The organism is Kurthia sibirica (genome assembly GCF_003143975.1).
Lineage (GTDB): Bacteria > Bacillota > Bacilli > Bacillales_A > Planococcaceae > Kurthia > Kurthia sibirica.
This window is the reverse complement of the sequence record NZ_QFVR01000019.1, coordinates 1-23,581: the sequence shown is the minus strand read 5'-3', so window position 1 is coordinate 23,581 and position 23,581 is coordinate 1. Positions and strand designations below refer to the sequence as shown.

The window sequence follows — 23,581 nt, the reverse complement described above, 5'->3', positions numbered from 1 at the left end:
TAACTTCTCAAAAATAAAAAACCCAAAATTAGTCAGCTTATTAGCACGTTAACACGCTAATATACTAGTTTTTTCCAATTTTTAATTGACTTCGATTGATGAAAGCACTTACAATAAACACACTAATTTAGTATCGACAATCAATATTGAGCGGGATGGCTGTAGTTGTATATATGCCAAAATCGCTCTTTTCATTTGTGCTAAAAATGAGGAGGATTTCATATGATCGTACTGACAGGAAACACTTTGACAATCGACGAAATTTATCGCGTATGCGTGCAGTTTGAAAAAATTGAAATTTCAGCACAAAGTCTAGCAGCCGTTCAAAAAAGTCGTGATGCTGTTGAGCGAATTGTTGCTGAAGAACGCGTCGTATATGGTATTACAACTGGTTTTGGCAAGTTTAGTGATATGCGTATAGAAAATGGGGATGTGGAGGAGCTCCAATTAAATCTGATTCGCTCTCATGCTTGCGGTATGGGCGAGCCTTTTCCAATTGTTGTTTCTCGTGCCATGATGCTTTTACGACTCAATGCGCTCATTAAAGGGGTATCAGGTGTACGACAAATTCTCGTACAAACATTAGCTCAGCTTATTAACGCACAAGTTCATCCTGTCATTCCACAGCAGGGTTCACTTGGTGCTTCAGGTGATTTAGCCCCTCTCTCTCATTTAGCACTTGTACTAATTGGCGAAGGTTTTGTGCATGATGATCATGGTCATGCGACACCTACTGCCACTGTATTGCAATCATTGAATATTTCACCAATCATTTTACAAGCAAAAGAAGGACTTGCCCTTATCAATGGTACACAAGCGATGACTGCAATGGGTGTCATCAATTATATAGAAGCCGAAAAAATTGCTTTTGACAGTGAATGGATAGCAGCTATGACGATGGAAGGACTTGAAGGAATAACCGATGTTTTCTATCCTGAAATTCATGAGGCTCGTGGATATCCACAACAAATTGCTGTTGCGCAGCGTATGATGACTCTCTTACAAGACAGTAAACTCACGACAACACAAGGTGAAAAACGCGTACAAGATGCTTATTCACTACGCTGTATTCCACAGGTTCATGGCGCATCTTGGCAAGCGCTCGATTACGTGAAAGAAAAATTAGAAATTGAAATCAATGCTGCTACTGATAATCCTCTGATTTTTCAAGATGGTGATTATATCGTTTCTGGTGGTAATTTCCACGGGCAGCCAATTGCTTTAGCAATGGATTTTTTGAAAATTGCAGTTGCTGAATTTGCTAATATATCTGAACGTCGTACAGAACGTCTCGTCAACCCCCAATTGAATGATTTACCACCATTTTTGAGTCCATCTCCTGGTTTGCAATCTGGTGCGATGATTATGCAATATGCGGCGGCGGCACTCGTTTCTGAGAATAAAACATTAGCACATCCAGCAAGTGTTGATTCTATTCCTTCATCGGCCAATCAAGAAGATCATGTGAGTATGGGGACAATTGGAGCACGCCATGCTTCGATGATTATTCAAAATGTTCGCCGCGTATTAGCAATCGAATGTATTTGTGCACTGCAAGCCGTTGAATTTAGGGGGACCGATAAGCTAGCAACGTTCACAAAAGCAAAATTTGATTCATTACGTTCCATCGTTCCTTCTATTAAAAAGGATCGTGTTTTCTCAATAGATATTGAAAATTTGGCAACTGCTCTAAATCCTCTTATTATTAAAAAAAATGATTAGCCCTTCCCTACTGACTACTCACATGAAGTGAGTAGTCTTTTCGTTCTCTCCTCAAAGAAAGACACTAATTTTTTGAAAATAAAAACAATATAAACATCACTTGAAAGCGTTGCAAAACACTAAAAACATGTTACAATAATGACCGAGTGACTGATTATGATTTTCGGTCAATTTATAGAAGAAGGTGAAAAGGTGAATAAAAGTCAGGCCATATTACAAGCTGCCTCTCAAACGTTTTCGCTTTTCGGATATAAGGCGACGACGATGGATCAAGTAGCTCGTACGGCAAATGTTGGAAAAGGTACGATTTATAATTTCTATGCAACGAAGGAAATTTTATTTCAAGCTGTTGTAATGGAATTGATTTCCTCCATGCGCAAAACCGTCGAAAAAGAAATGAAGCCGCAGATTTCTTTTGAAAAAAACGCTTTAAATGCTTTAAATCGTCTTTTACAATTCAGAGAAACACATGCACTCTACGTCAAACTAGTCGCAGAGGAAAAAGAGCTTCGTACACCGGCAGTTCAAAGTATGCTCACAAAAATTGAGCAAGAAATCACGCGAATATTGGCAGAGAAAATTCAGTTAGCGATGAATAAAGGTGAAATTATACAGTGTGATCCTGAGCTCGTATCCTATTTGTTATTAAAATCATATATTGCTATGATTGTTGATTGGCAAGATACACATCTAAACAAATTAGCAGAAGATACGATTTCGCAACTATTTCAAAGTACAATTTTCAAAGGGTTAATGCCCTAATTTTTTTCACTTCAAATGACTATAATTCATTTCCAGTCATTTGTTCAATCAATTAATAGGAACGAGGAGGAATTTACTATGATAAAAGCAGAATGGTTAAACATTTTCAAAAATCGTAAAATGTTAATCGCTATTATCGCTGTTCTCATGGTTCCAGTACTGTATGCTGGTATGTTTTTATGGGCATTTTGGGATCCATATGACAAACTAGAAGATATGCCTGTAGCTATTGTCAACAATGACGTAGGGGCAACAGTTGAGGGAAAACATTTAGAACTAGGTAAGGATCTATCAAAAAATTTGATGGATAGTAAACAATTTAAATTTAAAGAATTAACTTCAAAAGAAGCCACTCAGGAAATGAAAGATCGCAAGCAGTACATAACGATCGAAATTCCCAAAGACTTCAGTAAAAATGCTGGTTCATTATTAGAAGATGACCCTGAAAAAATGAAATTAATCTATAAACCAAATGAAGGCTTTAACTTCCTTGGTGGTCAAATTGGTAACTCAGCTATCGAACTAATTCGTGCTGAAGTAAACAAAAAAGTTTCTGCAACTTATGCAGAGCAACTTTTCGCTAACATTGCTAAATTAGGTGACGGCCTTGGTGATGCTGCAGATGGTGCTGGTAAATTAGGCGACGGTGCAGTCAAACTGAATAAAGGGGCTATCACATTAAAAGATGGTTTAGTCACATTGGAAGATGGCTCGGGTAAATTAGCCGACGGCGCAAAATCAGCTGCCAACGGTTCTAATGACTTAGTCGCTGGTGTAAACAAATTATTAGTGGGTGCCAATAAATTAAATGATGGCGCTAGTTCTGCTGCGGTAGGAGCCAATAAACTTAACGCAGGTACATCAGAATTAGCAACGGGCGCTACGAAATTAAATGATGGCGCTAAATCAGCTTCTGCTGGTGCGAATACATTAAATTCAAAACTTGGCGATGCGCAAGCAGGTGCCAATAAATTACAAAATGGTGCGGCTTCATTACAAGCAGGTACGTCAGAAATGGCTTCAAAATTAAACCAAAATACAGGAAATATTACTGCATTAAATGATGGCGCACAAAAAATCAGTGCAGGCATTAATGGCGATGGCTCGCAAGCAAATCCAGGCGTTAAAGGTGGACTAGCTCAACTAACTCCAGGTGCAGCTCAAGTAGATGCTGGTATTACTAAATTAGTTGCCTCACTTAAGTCGTTACCGGCTACTTTAAACGAACTAAAAACATCTTCTGTTCAATTAGATAACGGTTCGGGTAAAGTCGCACAAGGTGCTACTAATCTTCAAAGTGGCGCCGCTGAATTAAAATCAGGTACGACAAAACTTGCTGGTGCTTCAGCTCAACTTGTACAACAAATTCAAGCAATGAATATTCCTGAAGCGGATAAGGCAAAATTATTGGCAACAGCTAATGCAGTCAATGATGGTGTTAAAAATACGGATGCAGGTGTTGGCAATATTCAATCTGGTGCAGCTTCACTTAGCGCTGGTGCCAATGATCTTCATGCTGGTACAACAAAACTAAAAAACAAAGTAAATGATTCAAACAGTCCTACTATTTCGCAAGATCAAACAAATGATATGGAAAAACTTCAACAAGGTGCTCATCAAGTAGCAACTGGCTTAAGTACTCTGAATACAAAGGTTGCCAATGAATTAGCTCCAGGTGCCAATAAATTAGCGACTGGTACAAAAACACTGGCAAACTCTTGGAGTGCTTCAGTAGAAGGTGCCAATAAATTAAATGCTGGTGCAACGGCATTAAACAACGGTGTTGGTGATTTAGGCAACGGTATTGGTCAGCTTCATACTGGTGCTGGTTCGCTAGCAAATGGTTTAGGTACATTAACAACTGGTACAGGTTCACTAGTTGGAGGCATTGGCCAGCTACAACAAGGTTCAAGTGACCTTGCTAATGGACTTGCCGCATTACCAGCTGGTACATCTTCACTAGTGCAAGGTACGACTACTTTACGTGATGGTTCATCTACATTATCATCCGGCTTAAATGAAATGGCAGACAAAACAGGTGGTATGATTGACGGCGTTACGAAATTAGCCAACGGTTCTGAAAAACTTGCCGACGGTACAAAAGATTTAGCAAAAGGCTCAGATACATTAGAAACAGCTCTTGCTGACGGTCATGAACAAGCATCTGAAGTTCATCCGACAGACAAAACATATGATATGGTCGGACAACCGGTCGTTGTACAAAAAGAAGCAGTCAATGAAGTGCCAAACTACGGTACTGGTTTTGCTCCTTACTTTATCGCATTAGGATTATTCGTCGGTGCATTATTAATCACAATTGTCTTTCCTCTTGTTGAACCAGCAATCCGTCCTAAGAGCGGAGCAGCATGGTACGCAAGTAAAGCCGTTGTTTTAGCAGTTGTCGGTTTCCTACAAGCATTGCTAGCTGTACTCATTGTTAAATATTCACTCGGTATGGAAGTATATTCAATGGTGGCCTTCTTCTTCATGGCACTCATTACAAGCTATGCTTTCCTAGCCATTACACAAATGCTCGTATCTATTTTAGGCGATCCAGGTCGATTCATCGCCATTATTATTCTAATCCTTCAATTAACTACAAGTGCTGGTACATTCCCACTTGAATTAGTTCCAGGACCATTACAAATTTTCAATAAATTATTACCGATGACTTACTCGGTATCCGGTTTTAAATCAGCTATATCTACCGGGGACATGAGCTACTATTGGATGAACTTTGGTGTTCTTGCTGCATTTGCAATTATCATTTCAGCAATCACATTTGGTTACTTTGCATTAGTATTCAAAAAGCGTCACTCCGCAGAAATAGATAAAAAATAATCGTCTTGATTCATAGAAAAAGGGAAATTGCATCAGCAATTTCCCTTTTTCTATACTTTTTTTGAAAGATGATGTTAAAGTATTTACCTCATTTTCAGCCTAGCAGTCAACTGCAAAGCCACAGGCAGATATACCCTATTTACATATAATTTCATTGCCATTTTTTCGTAGATGGTTGGCATAATCACATCTACTTCATTGTATCATTTCAACTAGGTTTTACCGTCATTTAAAAAATTGTACGTGAGTAGGTAATTAATGTTACAGTTAGATAGAATAAATACATTTGTGATTAGGAGAACAACATGATTGAAATTAAAGTTTCAGAAATAAGCGATGGCGAATATAACAGAGGCGTTTTTGCTAAAGTTGATATTAAAAAAGGTACTCTTTTACATGAAGCACCTGTTATTTCCTATCCGAACGAACAACACGAACATATTGAAAAAACATTGCTTGCTGATTATGCATTTGAATATGGTTTAGACCAAACAGCTATGCTGTTAGGTTATGGTATGCTTTTCAACCATTCTTATGACCCGAATGCAACCTATGAAATTAACTTCCAAAATCGCACTTTTGATTTTACTGCACATAAAGATATTAAAGCCGGCGAAGAAATTTTCATCAACTATAATGGTGAACCAGAAGATACAGAAGAATTATGGTTCAATAAAGAAAAAGAAGAGTAATTATAAAAAGAGATGCTGTTGCCATGACATCATCTTTTTTTATTTTATATGAAGGAGGCCATGACAATCGCTGGTACACTACTTATTTTCCTCGTTGCACTTATCTTACTGGCACTAGGTATTTTAAATAAAAAGAAAAACGTCATTATTTTTGCAACCATTCCCTTTATACTTATAGTTATTTACGGCATCATATGGTTTTTTTATACTAGTTAACGCAAACTGCTAATTGAACTATTCGATTAGCAGTTTTTTAATTGATCTGTATGATGACGTTTATATTTTTTACTACAAAGGAAAAGATACTCTAGTGATTTATATTCATGTCATCATTCTACTGGAGGTTTTTCTATGTCGATACTCGTACTTTACGGAGGGAATCGTCCCAAAAGCAATACTGAATTTTTAACAAAAAAAGTCATTGAGAATATGGATGTTGAGGAAATTTATTTAAAAGATTACTTAATCGAACCAATTATGGACCACCGTCATGCAGCGGGGGGCTTTCCTGCTGTTGCAGATGATTACAGTGAAATACTGGAACGTATGCTGACGCATGATACAATCATTTTTTCCACACCCATTTATTGGTATAGTATGACAGGGATTATGAAAAATTTTATCGATCGTTGGTCACAAACATTAAAAGATTCACATTACCCCCATTTCAAAAATCAAATGGCTGATAAATCTACCTATGTGATTACAGTTGGTGGCGATCAGCCACATATAAAAGGATTGCCTATGATTGAACAATTTCAGCATATTTTTGATTTTATGGGCAGTCATTTTGCTGGTTATATCATTGGTGAAGCAAATCTACCACTAGGCATTAAAGAAGATGCCAATGCACTTTTCCAGGCTAAACAACTGAATCATAAATTATTAAAATTATCATTCGATAAAACATAATTGTTTACTAATCGCTTCATTGTTAGCGCATAAAAACCAGGCATTAGTAGGATACCCGTGTAATTGAAAATTTCTCTCTAGAACAGCCTATGATGACAACGGTAAAAGGCATCTTTCCTCACAAGAAGAAAGATGCCTTTTATCGTTGTTGCTATTATTTCGTAAATGTAATATCGATATCGCCATCTCTGACATCTACATTAAGTGATTTATCTTTGCCATCTCTATTTTTTGGTAAGTTATTATTTCTACCATCTGAAACAATACTAAAGATTCCAAAGTCTTTTTCTTCACCAACTACACTACCTTTAACATCACCATGACTGGTTTTTAGTAGGAACGCTTTTCCTACATCAACATTGTTTAATTCAATATCACCATCTGAATTACGTGCTTCAATATCTTTCGAAGACGTCACATTCTCTAAACTAATATCATCATCTTCCGTTTCAACGTAGATATAACTAGTTGCTTTTACATTACTTAAATCAATATCGCCATCTCTTGTTTTTGCATCGATTATACCGTCTACATTAACGGAGTCCATTTTAATTTCTTCATTTCTTGTTTTCAGTTTTAGATCGCTCTTTATATTATCTGGAATGGCTACTTTTATATTATAATCTTCTTTTTCTTTTTTCAATTTGAAATAATCTTTTAGGTTTTTCTCTGTTTTATAATCCATTTTTAATTTTTTGTCATCTGTTACTTTAATATTAAAGAATTCTTCATCTCGGTCATAGTACGTAATATGAACTTTATCATCTGTCGATTTTTCTACATCAATCTCAGTTGCTTCTGTTATTATTTCTAACTTAGAAATATCCGAGGCAGCAACTGAGTATTTTTTTTCTTTCAGTCCTTCTTGAGAACCTTTTTTACCCGAATCGGAATCAGAAGAACACGCACCTAAAACTAAGACCGAACTAGCTACTACTAAAGAATACGCAAATGGTTTCATTTTTTTGTTCATTTTATCTCCTACTTTCCAATATGTTTTGATCAAGCATACTCAGTTATTAAAGTATTTGATTTTTACAGACATTTTTCAAATGACTAATTAATAACTAACCTTTTCATGACTGCCTTAAACTGGTTTAAATTAACAATAATGACATAACTACATCTATACAAGTGATGATAGGACTTAAATTGTTTTTGTTTATTCATAAAATAATTACTTTCACATACAACCTAACACAAAAAGCAACACGACAAGTAATTGAATCGTTACTTGTCGTGTTGCTCTTGAATTTTTGTCTAGAGATGAAATACTTTCCTTACATCATGCCGCCCATACCGCCCATATCAGGCATTGCTGGTGCTGATGCTTCAGGGATATCTGCTACAACTGCTTCTGTAGTTAGGAATAGAGCTGCAACCGATGCTGCATTTTGAAGTGCTGAACGTGTAACTTTTGCTGGATCGACGATACCTGCATCAAACATATTCACCCATTCGCCATTCGCTGCATTGAAGCCTGTACCTACTGCTTCACGTTTTAGACGATCGACGATTACTGAACCTTCAAGACCTGCATTATTTGCGATTTGACGGATTGGTTCTTCCAATGCACGTAAAACGATTTTTACGCCTGTTACAACGTCGCCTACTTCATCTGCTGCTACCGCTTCAACTGCGCTGTAAACGTTCACTAGCGCTACGCCTCCGCCTGATACGATACCTTCTTCTACTGCTGCACGTGTAGAATTCAATGCATCCTCAATACGTAGTTTACGTTCTTTTAGCTCTGTTTCTGTTGCTGCGCCGACTTTAATGACTGCGACACCTCCAGATAATTTAGCTAAACGTTCTTGTAGTTTCTCTTTGTCGAACTCAGAAGTAGAATCTTCGTGTTGAGAGCGGATTTGGCCGATACGTGCTTCGATATTTGTTTCTTCGCCAGCACCTTCTACAATAGTCGTATTATCTTTTGTTACAACTATTTTACCTGCGCGACCAAGCATATCAATAGTCGCTTCTTTTAAATCTAAACCAATTTCTTCCGTAATCAATTGACCGCCCGTTAGAATAGCGATATCTTCTAGCATTGCTTTACGACGATCACCAAAACCTGGAGCCTTAACCGCTACAACATTGAATGTACCGCGTAATTTATTTACCACTAATGTAGCAAGTGCTTCACCTTCAACATCTTCAGCAATAATTAACATCGGACGGCCCTGTTGTACAACTTGTTCTAGTACTGGTAGGATATCTTGGATATTCGTAATTTTTTTATCCGTGATTAAAATATACGGATTATCTAAAATTGCTTCCATTTTATCTGTATCAGATACCATATAGTGAGAAAGGTAACCGCGATCGAATTGCATTCCTTCTACTACTTCCAACTCGGTGTTAAAACCTTTAGATTCTTCTAACGTGATGACACCATCGTTACCAACGCGTTCCATTGCTTCAGCAATTAGTTCGCCTACTTCAGCATCACCTGCAGAAATCGCTGCTACTTGTGCAATTGATTCTTTATTTTCTACTTTTTTAGAAATTGACTGTAGTTCAGTAACTGCTGCTGCTACTGCTTTTTCAATCCCTCTACGAATACCTACTGGGTTTGCACCAGCGGTAACGTTTTTAAGACCTTCTGTAATCATTGACTGTGCCAAAACTGTGGCTGTGGTCGTACCATCACCAGCAATTTCATTGGTTTTTGAAGCGACTTCAGAAACTAGTTTTGCTCCCATATTTTCAAATGGATCTTCTAGTTCGATATCTTTGGCAATTGTTACACCATCATTTGTAATCAGCGGTGAGCCAAATGCTTTTTGTAAAACAACATTGCGCCCTTTAGGTCCTAATGTCACTTTAACTGTATTTGCTAATTTGTCGACACCTTTTAACATTAAGCTACGTGCATCTTCGCTAAATTTAATTTCTTTTACCATAATCGTATAACCTCCTGAGTTTTTTATATGTTTTTGCTATTTATTCAACGATTGCTAAAATATCTGCTTCTCGGATAATTAAAAATTCTGAGCCATTATATTTCACTTCAGTACCTGAGTATGGAGCGTAAATAACATAGTCTCCTTCTTTAACGGCTAAAGGTACAATTGATCCAGAATTTGTTACAAAGCCAGTACCGACTGCAACAACTTTACCTTCTTGTGGTTTCTCTTTTGCAGAGTCTGGTAGAACAATACCGAATGCAGATTTTTCTTCAACTTTTACTACTTCAATAATAATACGATCACCTAATGGTTTTAACATGTTAAATAACCTCCTATAATGTGTTTTATATCACTTTAGCACTCTATCACTTAGAGTGCTAATTACATGTTTAATATTAATATTTTATAGGTGATTATGCAAGTGAGAGCTATGAATAATTTTCATTTTCGCTCCACTTCTTTTAGAATAGAGACATTACGTACTTGAGAGGAATTTCTACATGAAAACTAAAAAGACCGCACTTTATATACTACTCGTATATATTGCTATGCAACTATCATCTATCTTCATTATTAAACCGATGTTGAACATTGCAAAAATGATTAATCCAGATGCTTCACAAATGAGCCTTAAAATTATGGCAATTAGTTGGACATCTGTTTTTACATTCTTTATCGGATTCTTAGTTACTGTACTACTAATCTTACGCGATAAAGGATTTTTCAATCATGTGTTCAAAGGAGCTAAATCATCTATACCTGTCTCTATTTTATGGGGGGTCTTTGGTTTCGTACTCGTACTCGTCGGTCAATCTGTCGCTACTGCGATTGAAGGGGCAATCGGGATCGATATAGGTTCAGAAAACACAGCCCAACTCACGTTAATAGCACAAGCTTCTCCGATATTCATTATCGCGATTGTTTTTATTGGCCCGTTTTTAGAAGAGGTTGTTTTCCGTCGTGTTATTTTTGGTTCACTTTATCAAAACATGAGTTTCTTCCCCGCAGCATTCATCAGCGCAATCATTTTTAGCGCTGTTCATATGGAATTTGAGCATCTTTTACTCTATGCTACAATGGGACTGATTTTTGCCTTCTTATATCATAAAACGAAGAGATTATTGACGTCCATCATCGCACATACCATGGCAAATGGTTTTGTCATTTTGATACATTTTTATGCCGAACCGCTTCAAAAATGGCTTAATACAATGGCACAATTTATTTATTTGAACTAATACAAAAGAGATTTGGACAGATGTCATTTAGCTGTATTCAAAGCCAAATAGTCCATTTAATTGTTATTTATTCGCATGCAGAAAGCCGAACGATTATAGAATGCTATGGGCGCATTTTTATAATCATTCGGCTTTTTCAATTATTAAAAACCAATTGATACTTTCATTATTCTAATTTTGGTTTGAAAATATTTTTCAATGCGTCACCTAAAAAGTTAAAAGATAACACTTGAAAAATGACGATCACGCCCGGCAAGATCGCAATATAAGGATTGGAGTCCAAATATAAGCTACCTAACCTCAAAATATTTCCCCACTCTGGAATGCGTGCACCAACCCCCATGCCAATATACGTTAAACTACTCGTTGCAATCGTGACGCCACCAATCATTGTGATTACTTTAATGAGCATCGGTGCAAATGTTTGAGGAATAATGAGACGCCAAATAATGTAGCGATCTTTTTCACCTAATGCGCGTGCGGCAAGAACAAAACTTTTATTGGTCATTTTTAAGACATTCAATCGCATCGTCTGCGCATATTTAGGTATGCCACTTAAACTCATCGCGATAATTAATGAATATACATTCGCACCAAATGCCGATACAATGACAATGGCCAATAACAATCCAGGAATAGCATTAAATAAATCAAAAATCCGTACTAAAACATGATGGGTGAATTTTTTATAGTAACCGGAGATGACCCCAAATACGCCACCAATAATCATCGGAATAAGCGTCGATAAAAATGCGATGATTAGCGAAATCCGCGCCCCAAAAATAATTTTAGAAAAAACATCTCTGCCTTGATGATCTGTGCCAAATGGAAATTCTTTACTTGCCCCTTGTAAAATTGTTCCGTTATTTATTTCTATCGCATATTCATACTTAAAAGTCACGATACTAGTAACGGAGATACCTATTAAAAAAAAGATAAAAAACATCCCCATCATCGCTAAAAAATCCTTCGTTAGCTTATACCAAATTGTCGTCCATCTATGCATGATGAATCGTGAATGCTTGGCCAGTTTAAAAAAGAGATGAATCGCTAAAATAATCATAAATAGATTGCACATCACTAGACCAATTGAAGCCAGATATGCATAGATTTTTGTCTTTTTCTTCGTTTGATTTTTCTTATAAAAATAGCTCACTAGTAATAGATTCACTAAAAAGCCAAGCATCAATAGAGACATCCCGATCATATAAATAATAGAGACATTTGGTTTATATAAATTGATAGCTGATACAGCAATCATGAACCAGTTTAGAACCAAGGCAAAATACGATAAGGTATACTCAATTGATTTTTCTGAGCGTAACATAGCAAAAGCATTGGTGGCAGTGAATACATTGCCAATCAACAAACTACATAATTGAATATATAGTAATACATTTAGCATTTGTGTTTTTTTAGTTGCCGATTTTATTTGCCATAAAATAAGAAGCTGGATACATGCTGTAAATAAATAGAGGATCGTCAGCAGCAACCAGAATTTACTATCTATTTTTTGTAATAGATTATAAATAAATACACAGGTTAGCAAAATAGATAATAACAACGCATAGCCTGCTTGTTTATATGTTTGCGTTTGCTTCAGAACTAATTTTGTTATATCTGTCATCTACTCACCTCTTTGCTATCGCTATGCATATGCGGATTCAACCACGCAAATAAAATATCTACCAGTAAATTAATCAGAATGACGATGAAAGCGATATAAACAACGCCTCCCATAATCGCAGGTACGTCAGGTATTAAGTGTTTGGTAATCATATAGTTGCCAATACCATCAATTTTAAAAAGTTTTTCTGCAACTGCTGTTCCACCGAGCATAATACCCGACTGCAAAAGTACGATAGAAACGATTGGTAACAACGCATTTCTAGTAATATATTTAAAAAAAATTTTTTGTTGCGCTAAACCTAAAGCCTGCGCTGACACAATATATTGTTCATCCATTATTTTTACGATTGTTGCACGTGTCACACGCGCCACTGTCGCAATGCTCACCGTACTCAAGACAATCAATGGTAAAATAATCGATAAATAATCCGACGGTGAATAACGTGCAGGTACTATATTTTGTTTTATTGAAAATTCCATACTGAGGATTAGCCCTTGCCAAAATCCTGGCATAGAGATTCCTACTATAGCAGCAAACATCACACCATAATCCCATAATGTCTGCTGACGTAATGCTGCAAGTACACCTACTGGAATACCAATGATGACGACAAGGATAATTGCTAATGCCGTGAGTTTTAATGTTATTGGAAAGCGTTGAGCGATGCTTGTTGATATCTGTTCTTCCCCTTCAAATGAGGTTCCTAAATTGAAGGTTAGTAATCCTTTAACATTATCTTTTAATCGACTACTATAGGAATCGTTTAGATGATATTGTTCATTGAATGCTTCTTTTTGTTCTGCCGTAGCTTGTTTTCCTAACACATTTTCTGCTGTATCCTTTGGTGCAAAAAACAGCAGTGTAAAGACGAAAAGAATCACGCCAAAAAAAACAATGATACTACTAATAATTCGCTTATAAATATAGGATCTGAGTGGTTTTTTATAGAGCCATAAATAACCATACATTAACAGACCAGGAATGAATGTCTGTCTAATCCACTTCTTAGATTTTAATAATAGTGCAAAATAGCTCATATAATCTATAGTAGTTGAGGCTTCATTTTGTTTCACTTGTTTTTTAGCTCTTTTGGTTGCTTCCTTTTCTATTTTTTTGGGGTGTTGATGAATATGAAAATAGTCATTCTCTTTACGAATTTGGTCTTTTAATTGTGTAATTAACGAATTAAAATTAGCTGCTTCGGGTAATTCATATAAAGCAGGTTTTTTTATTAAGAAAATAATAAAGACAATGATATGCAACGGGAGTCCTAAAATTAATAGCAGCATTTTATTTATTGGATTAGATGCTAATCTAACAAATACTTTATCCATCATGATCCCCTTTCACTTTGTCTTTTACCAAGGAGGTTGTCGTTGTGAATCCATTATTAATCGTGCGAAATTTACATATTATCCACGTATCTGACGAAAAATCTACAGAAATCATACAAGGGATAAATTTTACAATAGCACCAGGCGAAATACTTGGTATTTCCGGCAATGCTCAAAGTGGTAAAGCTATACTATCCAAAGCCCTTATGCGTCTATTACCCGCATCACATTATTTGCTCTCACAAGGGACGATTCATCTTTCTAATATCGAACTATTATCCTTACAAGAACAAGAGATGGCGAAAATACGTGGACATTATCTGACAATGATTTTTGCCAATCCTCAGCGCTCATTTAACCCTACGAAAAAGATTGGGCAACAACTGATCGATGTTCTTGACCGTCACCAACATTTAACGGCTACCCAAGCATACGAAAAAGCACTGGCATTACTACAATTTGTTGAATTGAATGATGTAGAGGATTTGTTCACCCGATATAGCTATACGTTAAGTGCTGAGTTAGCGCATAAAGTATCGATTGCTATAGCCCTAGCTTGCCAACCCAAATTAATCATAATAGAAGAACCTTCAGAATTAGTTGATGCACTTGCTCAAAAAGAATTAATGAAATTGCTGAAAAAAATTCAACTACATTATAAAATAGCTATTCTACTCATTACCCAAAACCCAAGATTCCTAGCAGATGTATGTGATCAAGTAATTGTTCTGCAACATGGTAAAATAAGTGACAAACCCTATGCAGTCACATCGTCCATTGATTTAAAAACACGGCCTAAATTATTGGCAGAACCAACTACTCTACTGGATGTTCGTGCTATCACACAGTATGTCACTGGAGAAAATGGTGAAATATTTAAAGCCGTTAATCAATGCAGTTTCATCGTAAACACAGGTGATGTATTTGGCATAATTGGTGAAGCGAATGCAGGTAAATCAACACTGGCATACAGTATTTTACAGTTGATTCACACCACTTCTGGCAATATATTATTTAAAGAAATCGTCCTTAATGCATTACCAAAAAATAAATTACAGCGTGTTAGATGTGATATACAAATACTATTTCAAGATTTCTCCAGCGCTTTGAATCCCAGAATGCAAATTGGTGAATCGCTTGGTAGAGTGTTACTTCTGCATAATTTAGTCACGACAAAACAACAAAAAATAAAACGAGTGGCTGAGTTATTACAACTTGTTGGTCTTTCACCTACTCATGCACAGCACTACCCTCACGAATTTTCTGCTGTACAATTGCAGCGTATCAATATTGCTCGCGTACTCTCGGTTAATCCATCGCTTGTTATTTTAGATGAACCGTTTGCAGACTTTAATCCTTCTGAAAAAAAGGAAATTGCTGATTTACTGCAAAAGTTGAAATATACATTCAACCTTACCTATCTATTTATATCTAGAAATATCACAAATGCTTTGGCTATTTGTGATCGTATAGCGATTATGCATAAAGGAACGATTGTCGAACTTGCTACGAGCGCTGAACTTGCTTCAAATCCGCTCCATCCTTATACATGCTCTATTTTAAAATCATCCTTTGCAACAGACAATATACGTAATTTGACCAGTCAGGGCTATGATGATCTAAAACTTAAAGAAATTACACCTACACATTTTGTGCTGCTACCGTAAATACAAAAAAGCGAGTTATTCACCTAGTAGTGAATAACTCGCTCTTACTTATATTTAGACATCCGTCACTGCTTCCATCTCTCTTTGCTGCTCTGCTCTCAAATATTTACGATAGCCTACTCTAGAAACCATGATACTAATTTCGTATAGCACGCACAACGGTAACGTCACAATCATATGTGACATAATATCAGGCGGCGCGATTAATGCAGCGATACACAGCAACGCAAAGTAAGCATATTTCCGAATTTTACCTAGGTACATCGGTGTGACAATACCCAGGCGTGTTAAAAATAACATGACAATCGGTAGCTGGAATATAATGCCGAAGGGCAATGTTATTTGCATGAGAAATTGAAAATACTCATAAATTCCAATCGTTTGTTCAACATCTAAATTTCCAGCCAAATTGAACATCCATTTCAACATATAGGGTAGTAATACTAAATAAGAAAATACAACACCTCCGATGAATAGGAAGAATGTATATGGTATGTAGCGCAAAGTAGCTTTACGCTCCTGTTCTAGTAACCCTGGACTGATGAATGCCCAAAGTTGGTATAAAATAACCGGGGATGTAAAAACAAGCGCTAATACAAAAATCACTTGAATATACACCTTCATCGGGTCCGTCACTTTAAAGGCGTGAAGTTGCAATGTTTTAGCATCGCCATGAAACTGTAGAAATTGGATTAATGGTTGAGCTATGAAAAAACTACCTATTCCCGCGATGATGAGGAAAAAAGCAATAATCATCAATCTTTTACGTAGCTCCTGAATATGCTCAACTACTGTTAGGTCATTATTCTCCATCTGACTAACACCCTTACTTATTTTCTTCTGTCGTTACTTTTTTTGTAATTATTACAGGTTCTTCGACTGTTGCCACTACTTTAGCTTCTTCGATTGTTTCTTTTTTCTCTTTTGTACTATCAAAATCATCATCTGTTAAACCTTTTGTAGCTGACTTAAATTCTCGGAGTGTAGAACCCATTGCGCGTCCTAGCTCTGGCAATTTTTTCGGACCAAAGATGATAATTGCTACCGTTGCGATTACGCCTATACTTACTGGACCAACCATTACAGACACCTCCTTTGTTAGATACTTCCATTTTAACCGATTTTGGTTAATTTGTATAATAAACCTTAATGACAATAAAGGATTAGCTCGCTTATTCTTCTACATTTCTCATGAAGTAACTAAGCGTTTGTAATTCAATCGATAAATCGATTGTATGTACGCGAAATGTTTCAGGTACTTGTAATCTTACAGGAGTAAAATTTAAGACACCTGTAACACCCATTGCAACTAGCCGATCAACCATCATTTGACCTGAACGCGCTGGCACTGTCAAAATGGGCAATTCCGCACCAAACTCGCTAAACTTTTCTTCCATAACATCTGGATGAAAAACCATTACATCATTGACCATCTGTCCTTCGACTGGATAATTCGTATCAAATGCCACAACAATTTTCATATTATGATTACGTTGGAAATTGTATTTTAATAGCGCATGTCCTAAATTACCAATACCAATTACTGCGACATTCATACGCTGATCTTGATCAAGAACACCTCTAAAAAATAGTAGTAATTTTTGAACATCATAGCCATACCCCTTTTTACCTAACTGTCCAAAATAAGAAAAGTCTCGGCGGATTGTTGCAGAATCTATTTGCATGGCCTCGCTCAATTCTTTTGATGAAATTCTTCCCTTCCCCGCGTCAGAAAAATTTTGGATGAAGCGATAATACAGAGGAAGTCTTTTCGTTGTTGCTTGTGGAATTTTATAATTCTCTTTCAAACAAATGATCCCCCTAGTGATCCGAATATATAAAGTCACATAATATGCATGCATCACCATTGCACCAATGATGTCATTCCGATACACTTAGATTGAACTGAGGTGTCTGAAATGATTGTGTTACAAGTCAATCAATTATATAAATCATATATTGCGGATGAAATTTTAAGCGGCGTTAAGCTCGAAGTGCAACATCGTGATCGCGTTGCACTTGTCGGTCGAAACGGCACTGGTAAATCTACTTTATTAAAAATAATAGCTGGACAACTGTCGTATGATTCCGGCGATATCATTATGCCAAAAGACATTAAGCTTGGCTACTTGGATCAACATGCAGGTTTGGAATCAAATCTTTCTGTTTGGGAAGAAATGATGACCATTTTTGAGCCTGTGAAACAGCTTGAGCAACAATTGCGCAAACTTGAGGCAGATATGGCGAATCCCGTTATACATGATGATCCAGAACTCTATCAAAAAATTATGACAGAGTACGATCAGTTACAGCATGATTTCAAGGAACGTGGTGGCTATCAGTACGAAGCGGATACACGCTCTGTCCTTCATGGTATGCAGTTTTATCCAGATTCTTATGAACAGTCTATAACTTCCTTATCAGGTGGTCAACGCACAAGATTAGCTTTAGCCAAACTATTACTAAAAAAACCCGAGCTGTTAATACTTGATGAACCTACAAACCACTTGGATATCGAGACTTTAAATTGGCTTGAAAATTATTTAAAAAATTATGATGGTGCTATTTTAATCGTATCACATGACCGCTATTTCTTGGACCAAGTTGTATCGATTGTTTATGAAGTTTCTCGTCAGCATGTCACAAAGTTCACAGGTAACTATTCAGCTTATTTAGATGAAAAAGCAAAAACTTATGAGCGTGATATGAAGCAATTTGAAAAACAGATGGATGAGAAGGAAAAACTTGAAATTTTCGTCCAAAAAAACCTTGCGCGTGCATCGACTACAAAAATGGCTCAATCACGTCGTCGCGTTTTAGAAAAAACAAATTGGATGGACTCTCCAGACGGCGATGAAAAATCGGCCATCTTTAATTTTGAAATAGACAAACAGAGTGGTAATGATGTCCTGTCGTTAGATGACTTAACGATTGGTTATCAAAATACACCTATTTCTAGCCATATTAATATTCGTTTATATCGTCAAGACCGCACTGCCTTGGTCGGACCAAATGGTGTCGGCAAATCAACGTTATTAAAAACGATTATTAAAGAACTACCTCCTCTAGCTGGAGATATTCGTTACGGCACGAATACAAAAATTGGTTACTACGATCAAGAACTCGCAAAATTAAGCTCGAATCGTAGCGTCCTTCGTGAACTATGGGATGAATGGCCAATGATGAATGAAAAAGATGTACGTTCGGTTCTTGGACGATTCCTATTTTCTGGTGAAGATGCTGATAAAATCGTTCATGATTTATCCGGTGGCGAAAAAGCACGACTGACACTAGCAAAACTTATGTTAGAGAAAAACAATGTGCTCGTACTCGACGAACCGACCAACCATCTGGACTTAGATAGTAAGGAAGTTTTAGAAAATGCTTTAATCGGTTATCCAGGTACATTATTATTCGTGTCCCATGACCGTTACTTTATTAATCGTATTTCGACAAAAGTTGTTGAACTATCAAATGACGGTTCCTTCGAATATTTAGGTGATTATGATTACTATCTAGAAAAAAAAGAAGAGCTTGCTGAAATTGCTGCTGAAAAAGCTGCGTTAGCCGCTCCTAAAAAAATGGTCGAAATAAAAAAAGTACATCACAATGCAATTGACAAGGAAGCGAAGAAAAAAGAACGAAAAATCCAACGTCGCATCGAAGAACTAGAAGGCGAAATATCAACGATTAGCACAACAATTGACAACTTTGAATCAGACCTTTGTGACCCCGCTATTTTCTCACATCATGAAAAAGCGACAGCGCTCCAAAATGCTTTAGATGATGCAAAGGAACAACTTGAGCTTCTTGAAATGGAATGGATGGAACTTAACGAAGAATTAGAAACATTATAATATAGTAAAATAACTAAATCGGCTGAAATATGCCGATTTTTTCTTTCCTGTGTATAACTTTTTATGAAAATCCACAAAGTTATACACAGTTTCAAGTATGATATCATGCGTTATTCACAAAGTTCTCCACAGTATCCACAGAATTATCTGACTTTATCCACAGGAAGCTGTGCAAAAATGAATCATTTTACATAAATTATATAGTTTCTTTACATAATATTATAAAAGCGATTCCTCCTATAAATAAGGAGAAATCGCTTTTTATTTTTTAATCATGTTTCCACGATATCAATTCCATACCCGGTCTGCCGTTTAATGACCAGTCACTTCTAACGCCTGCTTCATACATTTTGCTACCCGCTGCAGCAATCATTGCCGCATTATCTGTACATAAATGCAATGGTGGTACATAGAATGGAATTCCTTCTTTTTCAAACGTTTTTTCCAGTGATGCACGCAACCCTTTATTGGCTGAAACACCACCCGCAGCAATCACTTGTTTTACTTTATATTGCTGTGCTGCTCTTACCGTTTTGGCTGTTAACACTTCCACTACACTATCTTGGAATCCTTTTGCAACATGCTCGGGATTAATTACTTCCCCACGTTGAATGGCATTATGTTGATAGTTAATAACAGATGATTTTAAACCGCTGAAACTAAAGTCATATGAGTCTTTTTCCAACCAAATACGCGGAAAATCGACTGCACCATCACTGTTATGAGCCATTTGATCAATTCGTGGACCACCTGGATAAGGTATGTTTAAAACACGAGCCACCTTATCGTAAGCTTCACCAGCTGCATCGTCACGCGTTTCACCAATCAGCTCGAAAGAACCGTGCTCTTTCATGATGACTAATTCTGTGTGTCCACCTGACACAACAAGGGCAAGCAATGGAAATACCATTGGCTGCATTAATGCATTCGCATAAATATGACCTGCGATATGATGTACACCAATAATTGGTAATCCGTTCGCAAAAGCAAATGCTTTCGCTGCGTTAATGCCTATTAATAACGCTCCAACGAGCCCTGGTCCCTCTGTAACACATACGCCATCTAAATCTTCAGCTGTCATATTAGCCTGCTCTAAAGCAGCTTCTATGACAAGTGTCACTTGTTCTACATGATGACGTGAAGCAATTTCTGGTACGACTCCACCAAAACGTTTATGACTCTCAATTTGGGAAGCTACTATATTTGAAATAATTGTCGTACCATTTTTGACAATTGATGCCGCTGTTTCATCACAGCTACTTTCGATTCCTAAAATATATACGTCTTTTTCCATTATAAATTCACCCACATGACAAGAGCATCCTCTTGATTATCTGTATAGTACCCTTTACGAATACCACCATCTGAAAAACCTAACTTACGGTATAGATTTTGTGCCACAATATTCGTTACGCGAACTTCTAAACTCATGACATTAACCTTTTTATCTTTAGACAAAGCAATAGCGTGACGCATCAACGCCTCACCAATACCCTTTCCGCGTCCCTCAGGTAAAACCGCTACATTTGTTATTTGACTATCATCAAAGACAATCCACATGCCACAGAAGCCGATTATTTTATCGGTGTCATCTACCGCCACAATGTAATGAGCTTGCGTATTTGACGTCATTTCTTGATAGAAGGCATTCAATGTCCATGGTGTAGGAAAAACATCTACTTCAATAGCATGAACTGCTTCGACATCTTCAATTGTCATCAAGCGATAATTAATCATTTTTCGCTTTCTCCTTTTGTTCTTTAATCCAATTTGCCTCTGCTTCTGCTATTCTTTTATACGTTGGCACGAATTGATGAACATCCTCAGCTGCCGGTAATTCCTGTTGCTGTGCTAAGTGGATTAATTGTGCCGCATTTGGTAAATCTACTGTATACGGCGCTCTTAATGCCTTTTCACCTAATACAGAGATGATTGTTTCCCAAAATAACTCTACATCATGTCCAATGAATACGATTGGACGTTTTGTCACTACCAACTGCTGCAATAAACCGTCCATACTATAATGACCATCTTCCACAATAGTAGCTAGGTGATTACTCCCATCATACGCACCAGCATACACATTTTGACGTCTTGCATCCATTAATGAACAAATAATATGTGGATTGTATTCAATATTCGCAGCTAATGTCTTTAAGCTAGAAACCCCGACAATTGGAATTTTTAATGTCCATGCCAATGTTTTAGCAATTGTCACACCAATGCGAACACCTGTATAAGAACCGGGTCCTTCACTTACTGCAATGGCATTTAGATCTTTAGGTGTTAATTTTGCACGCGTAAAAATCCGCTCGATTGCCGGCATTGCACCACCTGAATGATTCAATTTAATATTTGTAACTTCCTCCGCAAGAATTTGTCCATCTTTAACAATGGCTACTGCTAGAGGTGTATTTGCTGTATCGATTCCTAACCAAATCATTTTATGATCTCCTTACATAATTGCTCGTATCTTTTCCCCTTCGCCTCAAAGAGGAAAAGTCGTGCATTGTCATCGATTCTTTTTATTTGGATATTTAAACGTTCTTCAGGTAAATCTTCTTCTATTAAATGAGCCCACTCAATAATCGACACCGCATCGCCAAAAAATAACTCATCCCAACCTAGATCTTCATCGCTATTTGCTAAACGATATACATCCAAATGATTTAGCGGTAATCTACCTTCATATTGTTTCAAAATAGTAAAGGTCGGACTATTTACAGTACGCGTAATTCCTAAGCCTTTCGCAAGAAATTGTGTAAAGGTTGTCTTACCCGCTCCGAGATCACCTTCTAATGTAATCGTGTCCTGAGCTTCTAATAAGTTCGCAATCTTTTCTGCAAGTCTTTTCGTATCCTCAATCGACTGAATATTTATTTCAACTGTCATTTTTTCCGCCCTTTCCAACATCCTTACTTCTATATTAACGAAATCATGTAAAATGTTCAAAGTGAATGAATTATTTTTTTAAACAAAAAAATAACACAGCATCTTTCGCTGTGTTTACATAAATAAAAAAATGGCGGTCTGGACGGGACTCGAACCCGCGACCTCCTGCGTGACAGGCAGGCATTCTAACCAGCTGAACTACCAGACCATTTTTGGTTGGTTGAATTCTATATGGCAATACTTTTTTAGAAACATGTCACTTTGTAAATTTTTTGCTGTTTCACAAATCGTTACTGCTCTACTCAACTTCTTTATTCTACTATACATTCCTTCTACTTGGCAATACTTTTTTAAAATAAATATTTCTTTCATTTCACAATAAAAAACAGAGCCTAAGACAAATGTATTTTCAACAGAGAAAATACATGTCCGCTTCGAAAAATGCTTTCCGCGGACATGGCTTCAAAGTCCTCGTCACTGCGTTCCTGTGGGGTTTTCTGCATGTTCAATTGATTTGATGATTCGTATGGGAGACATACTATTTTTATTCTGTCTCAGGCTCTACTTTTTTTAATGTATTGTTCTTTTTTATTATACATAAATATTCCAGCAACTACCGCAAGGAATATACCAACAATTAGTAAGAAAAAGGTATCTCTCGACATACCCGTTTGAGGCAGTATAGTACCTGTTGGCTCTTTCGTTGATGTCGAAAATAAAAGGATGTAATACACTTATTTATCATCAAAAAAAAGAAACCACAACGTGGTTTCTTCATGTGCTTAGCCGTCCTACTCTCACAGGGGAAAAGTCATTATTTACTGAAACTGCGCATTTCTTCGTTAGCTTCCAGTCGTTTGATCCTCACGTACTCATGTACGTTGCGTCCTCACTTCTGTCGCTTCCTCGAACTACTTGCTCCAGTAAACAATGACATCGTATTCAAGTGAATGAACAGAGAAAATAAAAGGGTGTAATACACTTATTTATCATCAAAAAAAAAGAAACCACAACGTGGTTTCTTCATGTGCTTAGCGACGTCCTACTCTCACAGGGGGAAACCCCCAACTACCATCGGCGCTAAAGAGCTTAACTTCCGTGTTCGGCATGGGAACGGGTGTG

At 36.9% G+C, this 23,581-nt stretch carries 22 protein-coding genes, 1 tRNA gene and 1 rRNA gene; 9 read left to right on the top strand and 15 right to left on the bottom strand.

The annotated features are described in order from the left end of the window. The first annotated feature begins 222 nt into the window (after positions 1-222). The 6 genes from hutH (at position 223) to DEX24_RS12730 (ending at position 6,929) form a co-directional block, all read left to right on the top strand. A complete protein-coding gene (gene hutH / locus DEX24_RS12750) occupies positions 223-1,722 on the top strand; it encodes a histidine ammonia-lyase (protein ID WP_109306793.1) in 1,500 nt (499 codons plus the stop codon). 192 nt (positions 1,723-1,914) lie between these two features. After that, a complete protein-coding gene (locus DEX24_RS12745; RefSeq protein ID WP_109306833.1) occupies positions 1,915-2,484 on the top strand; it encodes a TetR/AcrR family transcriptional regulator in 570 nt (189 codons plus the stop codon). 78 nt (positions 2,485-2,562) lie between these two features. After that, positions 2,563-5,325, top strand: a complete 2,763-nt coding sequence (locus tag DEX24_RS12740) for a YhgE/Pip domain-containing protein (RefSeq protein ID WP_170112943.1) — start codon at positions 2,563-2,565, stop codon at positions 5,323-5,325. 305 nt (positions 5,326-5,630) lie between these two features. After that, positions 5,631-6,017: an SET domain-containing protein gene (locus DEX24_RS12735; protein WP_109306791.1), complete on the top strand. Its 387-nt coding sequence runs from the start codon at positions 5,631-5,633 to the stop codon at positions 6,015-6,017. A 60-nt stretch (positions 6,018-6,077) separates the two neighbouring features. Next, positions 6,078-6,233, top strand: a complete 156-nt coding sequence (locus tag DEX24_RS17245; RefSeq protein WP_170112942.1) for a hypothetical protein — start codon at positions 6,078-6,080, stop codon at positions 6,231-6,233. 135 nt (positions 6,234-6,368) lie between these two features. After that, positions 6,369-6,929 carry a flavodoxin family protein gene (locus DEX24_RS12730; protein ID WP_109306790.1) on the top strand — a complete coding sequence of 187 codons (561 nt, stop codon included), beginning with the start codon at positions 6,369-6,371 and terminating at the stop codon, positions 6,927-6,929. 154 nt (positions 6,930-7,083) lie between these two features. On the opposite strand, the gene DEX24_RS12725 is transcribed toward DEX24_RS12730, so the two are convergent. The 3 genes from DEX24_RS12725 to groES form a co-directional block, all read right to left on the bottom strand. Then, the gene (locus DEX24_RS12725) at positions 7,084-7,902 is read right to left on the bottom strand and encodes a DUF4097 family beta strand repeat-containing protein (RefSeq protein ID WP_109306789.1); all 819 of its coding nucleotides are present in this window, start codon (positions 7,900-7,902) and stop codon (positions 7,084-7,086) included. A 307-nt stretch (positions 7,903-8,209) separates the two neighbouring features. Beyond that, positions 8,210-9,835 (bottom strand): chaperonin GroEL, encoded by a 1,626-nt coding sequence (groL, locus tag DEX24_RS12720; RefSeq protein ID WP_109306788.1) that lies wholly within the window; start codon positions 9,833-9,835, stop codon positions 8,210-8,212. A 40-nt stretch (positions 9,836-9,875) separates the two neighbouring features. Beyond that, positions 9,876-10,160, bottom strand: coding sequence for a co-chaperone GroES (groES, locus tag DEX24_RS12715; RefSeq protein ID WP_109306787.1), 285 nt, complete (start codon positions 10,158-10,160; stop codon positions 9,876-9,878). Between the two features lie 181 nt (positions 10,161-10,341). Here groES and DEX24_RS12710 point away from each other — a divergent pair, with 181 nt between their 5' ends. Beyond that, positions 10,342-11,079, top strand: a complete 738-nt coding sequence (locus DEX24_RS12710; protein WP_109306786.1) for a CPBP family intramembrane glutamic endopeptidase — start codon at positions 10,342-10,344, stop codon at positions 11,077-11,079. A gap of 166 nt (positions 11,080-11,245) precedes the next feature. Here DEX24_RS12710 and DEX24_RS12705 read toward each other — a convergent pair whose 3' ends face one another. Continuing rightward, on the bottom strand, positions 11,246-12,706 hold the full coding sequence (locus DEX24_RS12705) for an ABC transporter permease (RefSeq protein ID WP_109306785.1): 1,461 nt from the start codon (positions 12,704-12,706) through the stop codon (positions 11,246-11,248). After that, positions 12,703-14,043, bottom strand: a complete 1,341-nt coding sequence (locus tag DEX24_RS12700; protein WP_186819606.1) for an ABC transporter permease — start codon at positions 14,041-14,043, stop codon at positions 12,703-12,705. The genes DEX24_RS12705 and DEX24_RS12700 overlap by 4 nt, the downstream gene beginning before the upstream one ends. A 44-nt stretch (positions 14,044-14,087) precedes the next feature. Between DEX24_RS12700 and DEX24_RS12695 the strand changes: the two genes are divergently transcribed. Then, positions 14,088-15,710: an ABC transporter ATP-binding protein gene (locus DEX24_RS12695; protein WP_170112941.1), complete on the top strand. Its 1,623-nt coding sequence runs from the start codon at positions 14,088-14,090 to the stop codon at positions 15,708-15,710. A 54-nt stretch (positions 15,711-15,764) separates the two neighbouring features. Here DEX24_RS12695 and tatC read toward each other — a convergent pair whose 3' ends face one another. The 3 genes from tatC to DEX24_RS12680 form a co-directional block, all read right to left on the bottom strand. Continuing rightward, positions 15,765-16,523: a twin-arginine translocase subunit TatC gene (tatC, locus tag DEX24_RS12690; protein WP_109306783.1), complete on the bottom strand. Its 759-nt coding sequence runs from the start codon at positions 16,521-16,523 to the stop codon at positions 15,765-15,767. A gap of 13 nt (positions 16,524-16,536) precedes the next feature. Further along, positions 16,537-16,791: a twin-arginine translocase TatA/TatE family subunit gene (locus DEX24_RS12685; RefSeq protein ID WP_109306782.1), complete on the bottom strand. Its 255-nt coding sequence runs from the start codon at positions 16,789-16,791 to the stop codon at positions 16,537-16,539. A 91-nt stretch (positions 16,792-16,882) separates the two neighbouring features. Beyond that, on the bottom strand, positions 16,883-17,518 hold the full coding sequence (locus DEX24_RS12680) for a redox-sensing transcriptional repressor Rex (RefSeq protein WP_109306781.1): 636 nt from the start codon (positions 17,516-17,518) through the stop codon (positions 16,883-16,885). Between the two features lie 111 nt (positions 17,519-17,629). Here DEX24_RS12680 and DEX24_RS12675 point away from each other — a divergent pair, with 111 nt between their 5' ends. Further along, positions 17,630-19,567: an ABC-F family ATP-binding cassette domain-containing protein gene (locus tag DEX24_RS12675; RefSeq protein WP_109306780.1), complete on the top strand. Its 1,938-nt coding sequence runs from the start codon at positions 17,630-17,632 to the stop codon at positions 19,565-19,567. 268 nt (positions 19,568-19,835) lie between these two features. Here DEX24_RS12675 and tsaD read toward each other — a convergent pair whose 3' ends face one another. The 7 genes from tsaD to rrf form a co-directional block, all read right to left on the bottom strand. Then, the gene (gene tsaD, locus DEX24_RS12670; RefSeq protein ID WP_109306779.1) at positions 19,836-20,861 is read right to left on the bottom strand and encodes a tRNA (adenosine(37)-N6)-threonylcarbamoyltransferase complex transferase subunit TsaD; all 1,026 of its coding nucleotides are present in this window, start codon (positions 20,859-20,861) and stop codon (positions 19,836-19,838) included. After that, complete coding sequence (rimI, locus tag DEX24_RS12665) at positions 20,861-21,304, bottom strand: ribosomal protein S18-alanine N-acetyltransferase (RefSeq protein WP_109306778.1); 444 nt, start codon at positions 21,302-21,304, stop codon at positions 20,861-20,863. The genes tsaD and rimI overlap by 1 nt, the downstream gene beginning before the upstream one ends. Then, positions 21,297-22,010 carry a tRNA (adenosine(37)-N6)-threonylcarbamoyltransferase complex dimerization subunit type 1 TsaB gene (tsaB, locus tag DEX24_RS12660; protein ID WP_109306777.1) on the bottom strand — a complete coding sequence of 238 codons (714 nt, stop codon included), beginning with the start codon at positions 22,008-22,010 and terminating at the stop codon, positions 21,297-21,299. The genes rimI and tsaB overlap by 8 nt, the downstream gene beginning before the upstream one ends. Next, positions 22,007-22,459, bottom strand: coding sequence for a tRNA (adenosine(37)-N6)-threonylcarbamoyltransferase complex ATPase subunit type 1 TsaE (tsaE, locus tag DEX24_RS12655; protein ID WP_109306831.1), 453 nt, complete (start codon positions 22,457-22,459; stop codon positions 22,007-22,009). The genes tsaB and tsaE overlap by 4 nt, the downstream gene beginning before the upstream one ends. A 131-nt stretch (positions 22,460-22,590) precedes the next feature. Continuing rightward, positions 22,591-22,667: transfer RNA gene (locus DEX24_RS12650), tRNA-Asp, on the bottom strand. A 346-nt stretch (positions 22,668-23,013) separates the two neighbouring features. After that, a complete protein-coding gene (locus DEX24_RS17865; RefSeq protein WP_109306776.1) occupies positions 23,014-23,193 on the bottom strand; it encodes an LPXTG cell wall anchor domain-containing protein in 180 nt (59 codons plus the stop codon). A 295-nt stretch (positions 23,194-23,488) separates the two neighbouring features. Beyond that, positions 23,489-23,581: ribosomal RNA gene (gene rrf / locus DEX24_RS12640) — 5S ribosomal RNA — on the bottom strand; the annotation flags it as partial.